Raw genomic sequence first — 11,772 nt, forward strand, 5'->3', positions numbered from 1 at the left:
CTATGAACAGACCCCTGATGACGGTGCTGACGCTCAGCGCCGCGCTGCTCTGCGCGCAATCCGTGCAGGCAGCCGAGCAGCCCACCGTGTCCGCCGGTGATATGGCGTACATGAAACAAAAACAAACCGAGCTTGAGCAGTTCCAGGCGCAGCTGAAGGGCATGAACATTACCCTGCCACCGGCACAGCAAAATAAGGTGTCTCAGCTGCAAAACGAAATTGCCGCGTCCCAGGCTGACCAGAACAGCGCTGACCGGCCCACGCCGCAAGCGCTTTATTTTGTGAGCCTGGGCATTCCGGAAGAAGGGTTACTGCCCATGCTCGCCGATGCCCGCCGTTTTGGTATACCGGCGACGCTGCGTGGCCTGCTAGATAACGATTTTCGCAAAACGGCCTCGGTGATGTTTGATCTCTCCAAGAAGGACAAAGAGGCGGGGGTGCAAATTGATCCGACGCTGTATCAGCAATACGGCATCAAGGCTGTGCCCGCCCTGGTGGTCACCTGCCAGGGCAACTATGACGTGCTTTACGGCAGCCTGCCGGTTAAGCAGGCACTCGAAGAAGTCGTGCGCCGGGGAGACTGTGCGACCACGGCCACACAGCTGCTGAAAACGGCGGAGGGGAAATAATGAAGCGATTGCTTTTGTCACTGTTGCTGCTGTGTGCCCAGGGGGCACAGGCCGATGCCGTCAGCGATGCCTACAACGCCGGTTCCAGCTACGGAAAATCTAACAGCGGTCAGGGCACCTCGGGGATGAAAAACACCTCACCCTCGACCGTCATTCCAGGGTACACCGCCAATCCGTCGCAGAGCGGTTATTACGGGGGTGTGCAGGGTGGGGACGGCGGTATCAGTGACAAAGGACAGACCGAACTCGGCCAGAACAATGCCGGGCAGGCTGTTATCAGCTCCGGCACGACCAATCCGGCGGTGACCATTGACCCCAAGGCACCGTTCATTACCAACGGCAAGGATGCTGAGAGTACTGCCGGCACGGTCGTCAACGGCACCTATGACCAGTGTACGGACAAAGTCGTCAGTAAAAGCACCTTCCAGAATTACACCTGCGACAAAGATGTGGCGGTGACCCAAAGCTGTAACCGGGCCGTCACGATAGGCGGGACGTATGTGACGACGCAAACCAATCAGACAGCGGTAATAAATACCGGGGACTTCACCTACTCCCGCGACAATCTGACGGTTTATGCGACCTTCATCGCACCTTTTACCGGCGACCTTCAACTGGCTAATTTCAATATGTCGGGATATTTGGCCCGGACAGTGACATGGAGCGTGTTAGGGGACTCAATGGTTGTACCGGACAGGATTTCGGGGACAACGCAAAAGAATCTGTCTGTTTCTGGCTATCACATGAATCAGGGAGAGACAGTCACGCTTTCTTTAACGATTGGGTCAGTGAATCACCAGACGACTTTCCTTGACGGCATCATTAGTGGTTTTGGTAACGGATCTGCGTCCCTGACGCTCAGCATGACGGCTGTCACGACCGTACAAACGTATCAACCCCAGACCAACGTTCAACAGGCGTGTGATGACCAGAGCGTGGGTGGCCAGTTAATCAGCACGCAATGCACGGTGGGCGGTGGCGACAGAACAACCACCGTGAACGGACAGACCTACACCGTTCACAGCGACTGCTGGCAGTACACCGATACCTATCTGACGACGCCAGCCAGTAACGGTAACTGTGCCGCTTTAATGTCTGATGCCAGCTGTACCGTCGTCGGAAGTCACTGTACTGAACAAACGGCAGGGCAATGCTCGCACCAACAGGTCACGTATCAGTGCCAGAAGACCTACACCTCCACGGGCAAACTCTGTGGCGGCAATTACCTGTGCATGTCCGGGGACTGTGACGATACCAACGGCGCCGGAGACAGCGGTTTTGACACGGCGGTGGCCAAACTCGCGGGACTGGCATCAGCCGGTGATGATGTCGTCAACGACCAGATCAACATCAAAGCCTTTACCGGTCAGGCGATGTCCTGTCGCAAGGCAATGGCCGGTTTCTCCAACTGCTGCGTGGATTCCGGCTGGGGGAACAACGCCGGGCTGGCGAACTGCAACAGTGATGAAATGGCCATCGGCAAGGCCAAGGCGAAAAAGGTGGTGGTCAGCGTCGGTGAGGCGTGCAACCGCGCCGTGCTGGGCGTCTGTATTCAGAAAAAACAGGTGTATTGCGTGTTCGGGGGCAAGCTGGCCCGCATTATTCAGGAGCAGGGGCGGCGCGATCAGCTGGGTGTGAGTTTTGGCAGCGGTGATTCACCGAACTGCCGGGGGATCACCGTGCCTGAGCTGCAGGCCATCAACTTTGACCTGATTAACTTTGCCGATTTCTACAGCGACCTGATGACCAACCAGAAAATCCCTAACTCGTCGGTGATGGTTCAGCAGGTGAAAGACCGGATTGCGGCGCAGGTTAACGCGCAGGGCGGAGGGAAATGATGAAAACACTGTGGTTTGCCTGCCTGCTCAGTCTCACAATACCTGCGTGGGCGGACGGTACAGACACACCGGCCGATGCGGTGGTGACACCGGCGGATCCGTTTACCGGCTGGCACTGGTACAACGAACCGAAGAAGCCGGCAAATACGCCGGCCCCAAAACCGGTACCGGCCCCTCAAGTGCCTGATTTTAGCAAGCTGTCACCGTCAGAGCAGGCGGCGGTGCTCAAAGGGTACACGAAGGAGGCGCTGGACCGGGCCATTCTTAATCCGACGAGCGAAAATACCGCCACCTTCCTGCGCTGGCAGAAGTTCTGGACGGACAGGGCATCGTTGTTCAGCCAGTCGTTTGCGGTGGCTCAGCTGGATCATCCCGATCTCGACTACAACCTCGAACACCCACACTACAACAGTACGGCACCGCTACAGCAGGCCAGCGACCAGGCCAAACAGACGCAGGCCATCAGCGAACTGTCCGCCCAGTACGGGATGTTTTACTTCTATCGCGGCAGTGACCCGATTGATGCACAGATGGCCGGGGTGGTGGCTGACTTTGCACGCACGCGGCATATCTCGTTAATCCCGGTGAGCGTGGACGGCCAAATATCCCCGCAGGTGCCGGACAGCCGCCAGGATGAAGGGCAAAGTGCCCGGATGGGCATCAGCCATTTCCCCGCCTTATTCCTGGTTAACCCGGCCTCCCGCGACTTTCGCCCGCTGGCCTATGGCTTTATGACACAGGATGATCTGGCCAGGCGTTTTCTGAACGTGGCAACCGGCTTCAAACCTAACTTCTAAAGTAAGACCCCATTATGCAAAGCATTGTTCTTAATATTGAAAGCATCAGGGATGGTGAAACGTTCACCGGCATTGAGTATGACTTTGTGACATTTTCAACGCTGCCCGGACTGGACTGCGAGAGGCTGGAAAGTGCTTTACAGGCCCACTTCAGGGACGACATGCTGAACTTTAACTATTGCCCACAGCAGGGAACGGGCGATTTCATCTTGCTCTGCACTTTCCTGACTGTCGGTGAACGTATCGTGCCTTACACGGCAGACATCACCGAATAACCCCCCCGTTTACCCCTTCTTCAGAACCAAGGATTTCTCATGCAATGTTCAGCACTTAAATCGGGTGCCGGCGCCTGCTGGGCGACGGTCAGGCTCATGATTGACGTATTGGTCATCGGGCCGGCGTTTCTTTTTTCTCTCTTTATAGTGGTTAATGTCTGGCCTTCACCGGGGGCATTTGTCATCCGTCAGGCCGAAGGGCTGGTGGAGGGTGCCGCGCCGGGTAACGTATGGGGATGTGCCGCTCTCCCGGCGACAGTCAATGAACGGGCGCTACCGCAGTCGGTAACACCGTCACCTAACTTGTGTTTACTCGAACAGGTGAGTCGTGAAACCTATATCACGGGGTTTAATCATAACCTGCTTACTCTCTACGGCCTTATCACCACGCTTTACGCGTGTGTCTATTTGGCCGCACGCTGGCTGATGGTGGGACGTAAAGGCCGGATGCCCCTTGTGGCTTTTGGCATGGTGGTTCAGGACGGGAAACAGGAGCAAAAACATGAATAATTTGCCCGTCGTGGCCGTGTTATTTCTGCTTGGCATCATCGCTAACTGCCTGAGTGAGTTGTTGGCCTATTCGGCGACGCTGACGCGACAGGTGTTGGTTTTTTCAACCTTCACCTGCCTGATTCTGTCGCTGGTCGTGCTCATCGCGTCTGAATACCTCGCACACCGTAAGGCGCGCAGGAAGAACCGGGAGGCAAAATTGTGAAACTCACCTTTCTGTTGCCTTTCTTTTGCCTCATGGCTCCGCTGGCCGTGCAGGCAACCGTGGCCGACCAGATAGCGGCACTGGAAAAGTCCAAGACACAAACCAACTGGTCACCGGCGATGCCTGACCTGGGATTACCGCAGGCGCGTACTCCTTCAGACCGTGCGCCGCACATAATGACGCTCACTGATGGGCGTGAGGTAAACCTGAACAACTACGCCATCGTGGTATTTATGCAGCGGGGGTGTCAGTACAGCGCGAAATTCGACCCGAAGTTAAAGCAGTGGTCAGATGAGGTCGGCATCAAGGTTTATCCCTATACGCTTGACGGCTATGGCGATACGTCCTTTCCGGTGGCCCTTATTCCCCGTAAACGCGGCGCAAATGAGCCGCTGGCGGGTGAAATCATGACGTTTTTTGGCAACGGTCTGCCCATCGCCACGCCCACCACGTTTCTGGTTAACGTCGCCACACCGCGTCCGGACAATACCATTGCGGCTTTTCCGCTTTATCAGGGGGATACCGACATGGGCACCCTGAGCCAGCGCGTCGCGCTGATGATTGAGGCGGATATTGACAAGCTGCCTTCCGACACGCTGGGTCCCGTTCCTTCCAGTCAGGCCGTCACGGCACAGTAAACACTGCCCATCTTTCCGACAATTTTCCCGCAGTAAAATTTTCTGACGCCGTTAGCTGCGCGGGATGTTTCTGCGTTTAACCGTTTGAGTCGGAATAATTTCTAAGATTTAACGGAGTTAACCTCATGACACTCAGTAAGTTGACCGACGGGAGCCTCTCCTCATGAAGCTACGGAAAATAGTAATGTGCACGCTTGCTGCCCTGTGCTTCAGTGCGCCGGCGCTGGCCGACGTACAGGGCGACCTGAACGGTTATTTCGGCAGTCTGGGCTATGACGGCAACGTCTCCAAGGCGCAGGCATGGCAGGGGCAGGCCGCAGGCTACATGACCGGCGGCTCGGTGTATCTGCGAAATCCGGTGAAACAGGTACAACTTATCTCGATGCAGGTGCCTTCCCTGAATTCGGGCTGCGGCGGTATTGATGCCTATCTGGGGGCCTTCTCGTATATCAATGGGGAGGAAATACAGCGCTTTGCCAAGCAAATTATGAGTAATGCGGCGGGCTATGCGTTCGACCTGGCTTTGCAGACGATGGTGCCTGAACTGAAACAGGCCAAAGACTTTCTGCAAAAACTCGCCTCTGACGTTAACTCCTCAAACATGAGTTCATGCCAGGCGGCGCAGGGGATCATCGGTGGCCTCTGGCCCGTTTCTCAACTTTCCAACCAGAAAATCTGCCAGGACATTGCTGGTGACGACAATATTTTCTCTGACTGGGCCGCCTCGCGTCAGGGGTGTACTGTCGGGGGGCAGGGTGACAGCGTCACGGGACGGGCCAGCGACAATGAGAAAGACCAGGTGCTGAAGAACAAAAATCTCATCTGGGATGCACTCGGGCGCAATCACCTTTTCGACGGGAACCGCCAGCTGAAAGAGTTGGTGATGAGTATCGTCGGATCCATCATTTTTAACAGCGCCGGGCAGGTAACTATCCTGACGCCGATGGTGGATAACCGGGACGTGATCACCGTGCTGATGCGCGGCGGAACGGCCAAAATTTACGGCTGTGATGAACCGGACCTTTGCCTCGGACCGACGGTGGCAAACGTCACCATCAGCAGCAATAACGCGCTGGTCACGCTGGTCCAAAACATCATGTTATCCATGAACCAGAAGCTGACCGACGATACCGGTTTATCCGATCAGGAAAAAGGGTTCCTCAACACCACCTCTGTCCCCGTTCTGAAATACCTGACCAACTCTCAAAGTATGGGACAAAGCCCGACCTACCTCATCCAGGTGGCGGATTACATCGCGCAGGATTTAATGATCCAGTACCTGCAGGAGCTGGTGAAGCAGGCCAGTCAGTCGCTGGCCGGGAAAAACTTTCCGGAACAGGCGGCGGGAGAGCTGCGGCAGAACGTGGCCCAGGCACAGCAGCTACTGGCCAACATGAAGCTGCAGTCGGCGGCCGATCAAAACGCGCTGGACGGTATTGACCGCAACATGCAGTACCTCCAGCAGCAGGTCTCGACAATTATTTCAACGTCATACCAGGGCAACTACCGTTGGGGGACAAGCAATGACTGAAATGTATACGATATACGGTGGGGACATGTGGCGGCAGGTGTTAAACGGCGTCGTCACTATTCTGGGTGCCGATACGTTTGATACCTTGCTTCGCATTGTCAGCACGTTCGGCGTGCTGGGGGTGATGGTGTCCTTTATCAAGACCCGTGACCCGCGCGTGTTTATGCACTGGCTGGCCGTATTTATGTTTATTACGTCCGTGTTACTGGTGCCAAAACGGTCGGTACAAATCTTCGATATCACCGATCCGGCCGCTGTGTACGAGGTGGACAATGTTCCGCTGGGGCTGGCCATGATCGCGGGGCTGACCACCGGTGCGGGATTTGGGGTGGCACAGTTATACGATTACACCTTATCGCGTCCGGACTCGCTGACCTATACCAAGAGCGGCATGCTGTTTGGTTCTCAAATCGTGGCGCAAACCTCCGATTTTCGTACGCAAAACCCGCAGCTGGCACAGATGCTGACGGACTATGTCGAAAACTGCGTGATAGGTGACATTCTGCTTAACAACAAATACACCATTAACCAGTTGCTCAACAGCACCGACCCGCTGACGCTGATTACCAATAACCCGAGCCCGTTGCGGGGGATTTACCAGACGGTCAGTGGTGTGAAGCAGTTTGTGACCTGCCAGCAGGCCGCCACGACCATCAGAACGCTGATGGGGAGTGATATTTCCGTAGGGGGTGTCAGCTGGCACGATATGGCGACCCGCATATTCGGCAGCAAGGTGAACGCGGATTCACTGTTGAGTAATGCGATGGATGACAGCTATGGATTTTTCTATGCCGGTGGGTTAAGTGCCTCGCAGATTATGCGTAACAACGTGACCAATGCCGCCATCCGCGACGGCTGGAAAGGGTTTGCCGCCCGCTCCTCGGATACGGCAAACCTGGTGAATCTGGCCACGGAATCGACCCTGACCAAACAGCGCCTGAGCTGGGCGGCGGGCGGGGCGATTGCCTCACAAACGTTACCGATGTTCCAGTCTCTGATGATGCTTATTTTGATTGGTCTTTTCCCGATGGTGATTGCTCTGGCCCTGGTCAACCACACCATCTTCGGGCTGAATACCCTCAAGCTGTACGCCGGCGGGTTCTTGTATTTCCAAATGTGGCCGGTGATGTTTGCGATTTTGAATTCTCTGGCCAACTTCTACCTCCAGTCAAAAACCGGTTCAACGGCGTTGGTGCTGGCGAATCAGGATCGCATTGCCCTACAGCATTCTGACGTGGCCAATATCGCAGGCTATCTCAGTATGTCGATACCGGTACTGTCCTTTTTCCTGACGAAAGGCGCAGCTTCGGTGGCGTCACAGGTGGTGGGCGGGGTGATGAGTTCTGCTGCGTTCTCTGCGAGCGGGCAGGCATCCACGACAGCTGACGGGAACTGGTCGTTTAACAACATGTCGATGGATAACGTTAATGCCAACAAATTTGACACCAACCTGTCGCAACGTATGGGTCAACAAAGCCACCAGATGGAAAATGGCGGGATGCGCACCCTGACGGCTAACGGTCATAACGTCTATGACACGTCTCAGGCCATCTCTAACCTGCCGGTTAACATGCGACTCAGTTCACTGGCGAGCAGCGGTTTCCAGGAGCAGTCGCGGCAGGCGCAGCAGGAGGCGCAAACGGCGCTCGATGGCTATAACCACAGTGTCACCAGCGGCTTCCAGCAACTGAACCAGCTGACCAGCCAAAGCGGTAACAGCGCCTCCATGACGCAGGGCAGCGAAAACACGCAGGCGACCAATGCGACAGTGGGGGCAAGTAAGATGATGTCGGCCGCTGAAAGCTATGGTAAAGCGCATAACATCTCTACTCAGGAGGCCTACAACCAGCTGATGGACATCACCAATCAGGGTTCAGGGGGGGCAGGTATGTCGGCGAATGTTAAGGTGGATTCTGGCGATCAGCTCGTCGGGAAAGTGGGTAAATGGGCCTCGGGTGTGAGTGTCGGTGGTGAAGCACACGTCAATGCCGATTGGAGACATACCTCTGGCAGTGCACACGGTACGCAGGATACCAACTCGGAAGGAAAAGATTTCCGCCATGACGAAAACAGCCAGACGGTTAAAGATTTCCGTCAGGGTATGGATATGGTGACGTCAGCACGCGTAAGCGAGTCTGGCAACCAGACGGATAACCAATCCAACTCTCAGGTTGAGCAGTATGCTGCGACCCTGAATGATGCCAAAAGTCAGTATCATCAGTACACCGACAGCAGTACCAAAAGCCAGGAATTCAGCCGGATGGCCACGTTGGCACAAAACGAAAGTGCAAGCCTGGATGCCAATTACAATCAGGAATTCGTGGACTGGACGACGGCTAAGTTTGGTAATAATGCGCAGGGTATTCTGACTAACGTTAATTCCGCGCGTGAAGCGGCTACGGAGTTTATGAAGGAGCGTCTGGAACCAGAGATTATGCAAAACTATGGTGCACGGACGGATCAGACAAACACACAACCTTTAACACCATCAAATTCGTTAGAATACGGTGCGGTCACTGAGCAACATACCGCTGCAGGCGACCCAATCCCTGTGCCTTATGGAGCCAGTGCGGTGGTGGGCAGTCAGCAGAACGTTGTAACTGGCTCTCGCGGTGTTACGGAAACTGACCCTAGAGGAACATTAACAACAGGGAACGCTCCGGGGACTACAGCAAGTGGGGGTGCAGATGAAGTTCACGTTACATCTCCGGTACGGGGACCCGGTCCATTATTGACGAGCGGGGGTGAGGAAAACCTGCATAATCAGGAGAGAAATCTTCATGAACCGAGTGAGGTTCACGGTACGTCTCCAGTACGTGGGGCCGGCCCATTACTGACAAGTGGGGGTGAGGTAAACCTACATAATCAGGAGAGAAACCTCCATGTACAAGGTGGCCCACCGTCAGCGTCAATGGAAGATAATTATAATGCAGCTGCTGAGAAAGTGAGGGAGCACGCTGAGGGTGCTGGTATCCCTAATAACGTGGCAGGGCAGGTTGCAGCACAAAGATCTGCTAATTCTAATGTCATTAGAGAAAATGGCGGGAAAATCGATCAAAACGAAACCCCTGTTCAGGCATCCAGTGATATACTCAGAAATGAGCATCAAGGTGCAGTGAAAGGCCAACAGATTGGACGCACTGAAGAAGATATTAGGCAGACTAAACCAGGTTTTGATCACGCAGAAACTAAGAATTTTGAGCAGAAGCTCAAAGAGCTTCGGGAACAGCAGAGAAAAGCCTCGTGATATATTTAAGGAAGAACAGAGATGGGAAACCTAACTGCAGCACAAATAGAAGCAGATGTTAACTTTCTAATAAACGGCTTAGATGCTGGGCGTCGACAAATTCCATCAGCAATGGAATTGATGAAAAGGAGTGCTGCGATTCCTTTTTTTTCTGTTTTATTGAGTATATTGAGCACTGTAATTTTCTATGCCTCTTTTGATAAAGATGACGCTTCAATTAATGGATTCGTAAATTTTCTTATATCAGAAGGCTGGTACTTATTGGCAATAACTGCAGCAGTAGGTCTGTTGGTTTTTTTAATGACGTATAATAACCAACTTACATATATGTCTTTGCCCCTAGAAGTTAGAAGCAATTCGTTGCTCGTAAGCCATCTTGCAAGAATTGTTCGCAAATCGATCATCACATTTTGCACTTTGATGATTATAAGTTGTTTGCTTTCTGGCTTATCTGCTTGGTTTGCCATAGCGGTACCTGTGCTGTTGTTATCACTTTTTTTTGTATCTAGCATATTAGTGTCATTTGAAATCAATCGTTTGGGTGCTGGTCTGGCCCTCGAAAAAATCAGCAAACTGATCAAAAAGATTTAAGTTAAATCCCCTGCTGCCGATAACCCTTCTGTCATTCTAACGGAAGGGTTTCACCCTCCAGATTTATATCTAAATAGCCAATATTTCGGGGCGCGCCTGCCCCATTTTTTGACAAGGAAACAGTAAATGAAAAACCGCAATTCTCTTGTGGCGGCTGTGGTCGTCTCATGTCTGGTACTTTCCGGTTGTAGCGCGATGGGCACTGCCATCAAAAAACGTAACCTCGATGTGAAAACACAGATGAGTCAGACCGTGTGGCTGGAGCCATCCAGCGAAAAAACGGTCTATATCCAGATCCGAAACACCTCTGACAAAGACATGAGCGACCTGCAAACGCTATTAGCACAGGATTTGCGTGCTAAAGGCTATAACGTCACGTCGTCACCGGACTCTGCATATTACTGGATCCAGGCCAACGTCCTGAAGGCCGAGAAAATGGACCTGCGTCAGGCGCAGGGGCTGCTCTCAACGGGCTATGAAGGTGCTGCTGCAGGTGCTGCACTGGGCGCTGGGATCACCGCATATAACAGCACATCCGGTGGGGCAATTCTGGGGGTAGGATTGGCCGCAGGTCTTGCCGGTATGGCGGCAGACGCGATGGTGGAAGACACCAACTACACAATGGTGACCGATCTGCAGATTTCGGAACGTAGCAAAGCGACCGTAACAACAGATAACGTCGCCGCGTTACGCCAGGGTAACTCGGGTGTGAAGGTGCAGACCAGCAGTGAAGAAGGCAATCGCATGAAATACCAGACGCGCGTTGTCTCTAATGCCAACAAGGTGAACCTCAAGTTCGAAGAGGCCAAACCGGTTCTGGAAGCCCAGCTGGCGAAATCCGTCGCCGGGATCATGAACTGACCTGAACGTTTTATCTCTGTTGTTTATTGTCCTGATGGCACACGCCCGTGTGCCATGTTCACCCACTCGTATGACGTCATAATTCAGCGCTCTGCCTGTTAACTCCCAGTGACCGTGCCTGTTTTTCCACCTGTGATATTCCGCTTCCTCGTCCAGACGCAAATCCCCGCGTCCGGACTGTGGCGAGCGTTGCCGTTAAACGCCCAACTGAAGGAATTGCTCATGCTATACAAAAGTGCCCGTGGCCTGATGACCTGGTTTACCCTGTTTTTTATCTGGAGCGCGTTTGTTCTCTGGTATCACGGCGTCGCCCTGTTGCAGTTCATCATGCACGACAGTAATTTTTACGCCTTCTCGCTGGCCTTACGTCAGACCCGCAGCGATATGCTGCCTGATGCTTTGCCGGTCGTACTGCTGATGATGTTGGTGTTGGCGGTGGGTGCATTTTTGTCGTCTGTCACGGTTGCCATGATAAACGCGGTGGCTTTCCTGTTCAGAACGGCCGGTGCACTGATCCAGGCACAGTTCAGTCAAACTCATGCACGCCGCAAAACATCGTCATTCCATTAATTTCTTTACTGCTTTTTCGTCCCTTTCATCCCCGTTTTTTCATTAACCATCCCGAACTGCCCATCAGGGCGGTTTAATCC

At 53.7% G+C, this 11,772-nt stretch carries 12 protein-coding genes; all 12 read left to right on the top strand.

The features are described 5' to 3' along the window. Positions 1–2 precede the first annotated feature (2 nt). The 12 genes from trbC (at position 3) to ACOZIO_RS23195 (ending at position 11,692) form a co-directional block, all read left to right on the top strand. Entirely contained in the window at positions 3–629 is a 627-nt protein-coding gene (gene trbC / locus ACOZIO_RS23140; protein WP_112198205.1) for a type-F conjugative transfer system pilin assembly protein TrbC, read from the top strand. Beyond that, entirely contained in the window at positions 629–2,467 is a 1,839-nt protein-coding gene (gene traN, locus ACOZIO_RS23145; RefSeq protein ID WP_112198204.1) for a type-F conjugative transfer system mating-pair stabilization protein TraN, read from the top strand. The genes trbC and traN overlap by 1 nt, the downstream gene beginning before the upstream one ends. Then, positions 2,467–3,264 (top strand): type-F conjugative transfer system pilin assembly protein TraF, encoded by a 798-nt coding sequence (traF, locus tag ACOZIO_RS23150; protein ID WP_112198203.1) that lies wholly within the window; start codon positions 2,467–2,469, stop codon positions 3,262–3,264. The genes traN and traF overlap by 1 nt, the downstream gene beginning before the upstream one ends. 14 nt (positions 3,265–3,278) lie before the next feature. Then, a complete protein-coding gene (locus ACOZIO_RS23155; RefSeq protein ID WP_112198202.1) occupies positions 3,279–3,539 on the top strand; it encodes a hypothetical protein in 261 nt (86 codons plus the stop codon). Between the two features lie 39 nt (positions 3,540–3,578). Next, complete coding sequence (locus ACOZIO_RS23160; protein ID WP_112198201.1) at positions 3,579–4,049, top strand: hypothetical protein; 471 nt, start codon at positions 3,579–3,581, stop codon at positions 4,047–4,049. Further along, a complete protein-coding gene (locus tag ACOZIO_RS23165) occupies positions 4,042–4,254 on the top strand; it encodes a hypothetical protein (protein WP_112198200.1) in 213 nt (70 codons plus the stop codon). Before ACOZIO_RS23160 ends, ACOZIO_RS23165 begins: the two co-directional genes overlap by 8 nt. Then, positions 4,251–4,892 (top strand): F-type conjugal transfer protein TrbB, encoded by a 642-nt coding sequence (trbB, locus tag ACOZIO_RS23170; RefSeq protein ID WP_112198199.1) that lies wholly within the window; start codon positions 4,251–4,253, stop codon positions 4,890–4,892. The genes ACOZIO_RS23165 and trbB overlap by 4 nt, the downstream gene beginning before the upstream one ends. A 163-nt stretch (positions 4,893–5,055) precedes the next feature. After that, positions 5,056–6,423, top strand: a complete 1,368-nt coding sequence (gene traH, locus ACOZIO_RS23175; RefSeq protein ID WP_112198198.1) for a conjugal transfer pilus assembly protein TraH — start codon at positions 5,056–5,058, stop codon at positions 6,421–6,423. Further along, on the top strand, positions 6,416–9,670 hold the full coding sequence (gene traG / locus ACOZIO_RS23180) for a conjugal transfer mating-pair stabilization protein TraG (RefSeq protein WP_421589565.1): 3,255 nt from the start codon (positions 6,416–6,418) through the stop codon (positions 9,668–9,670). Before traH ends, traG begins: the two co-directional genes overlap by 8 nt. Before the next feature lie 21 nt (positions 9,671–9,691). Then, positions 9,692–10,261 carry a hypothetical protein gene (locus tag ACOZIO_RS23185; protein WP_112198196.1) on the top strand — a complete coding sequence of 190 codons (570 nt, stop codon included), beginning with the start codon at positions 9,692–9,694 and terminating at the stop codon, positions 10,259–10,261. 126 nt (positions 10,262–10,387) lie between these two features. Continuing rightward, positions 10,388–11,122, top strand: a complete 735-nt coding sequence (gene traT, locus ACOZIO_RS23190) for a complement resistance protein TraT (RefSeq protein ID WP_112198195.1) — start codon at positions 10,388–10,390, stop codon at positions 11,120–11,122. 222 nt (positions 11,123–11,344) lie between these two features. Next, positions 11,345–11,692 (top strand): hypothetical protein, encoded by a 348-nt coding sequence (locus tag ACOZIO_RS23195; protein ID WP_112198194.1) that lies wholly within the window; start codon positions 11,345–11,347, stop codon positions 11,690–11,692. The last annotated feature ends 80 nt before the right edge of the window (positions 11,693–11,772 follow it).

This window comes from Rahnella sp. PD4, assembly GCF_049199325.1.
Classification (GTDB): domain Bacteria; phylum Pseudomonadota; class Gammaproteobacteria; order Enterobacterales; family Enterobacteriaceae; genus Rahnella; species Rahnella perminowiae.

Bases quoted from the DNA above. Each gene is read 5' to 3' on its own strand.
- trbC (WP_112198205.1), top strand. From the start codon at position 3: ATGAACAGACCCCTGATGACGGTGCTGACGCTCAGCGCCGCGCTGCTC.
- traN (WP_112198204.1), top strand. From the start codon at position 629: ATGAAGCGATTGCTTTTGTCACTGTTGCTGCTGTGTGCCCAGGGGGCA.
- traF (WP_112198203.1), top strand. From the start codon at position 2,467: ATGAAAACACTGTGGTTTGCCTGCCTGCTCAGTCTCACAATACCTGCG.
- ACOZIO_RS23155 (WP_112198202.1), top strand. From the start codon at position 3,279: ATGCAAAGCATTGTTCTTAATATTGAAAGCATCAGGGATGGTGAAACG.
- ACOZIO_RS23160 (WP_112198201.1), top strand. From the start codon at position 3,579: ATGCAATGTTCAGCACTTAAATCGGGTGCCGGCGCCTGCTGGGCGACG.
- ACOZIO_RS23165 (WP_112198200.1), top strand. From the start codon at position 4,042: ATGAATAATTTGCCCGTCGTGGCCGTGTTATTTCTGCTTGGCATCATC.
- traH (WP_112198198.1), top strand. From the start codon at position 5,056: ATGAAGCTACGGAAAATAGTAATGTGCACGCTTGCTGCCCTGTGCTTC.
- traG (WP_421589565.1), top strand. From the start codon at position 6,416: ATGACTGAAATGTATACGATATACGGTGGGGACATGTGGCGGCAGGTG.
- ACOZIO_RS23185 (WP_112198196.1), top strand. From the start codon at position 9,692: ATGGGAAACCTAACTGCAGCACAAATAGAAGCAGATGTTAACTTTCTA.
- traT (WP_112198195.1), top strand. From the start codon at position 10,388: ATGAAAAACCGCAATTCTCTTGTGGCGGCTGTGGTCGTCTCATGTCTG.
- ACOZIO_RS23195 (WP_112198194.1), top strand. From the start codon at position 11,345: ATGCTATACAAAAGTGCCCGTGGCCTGATGACCTGGTTTACCCTGTTT.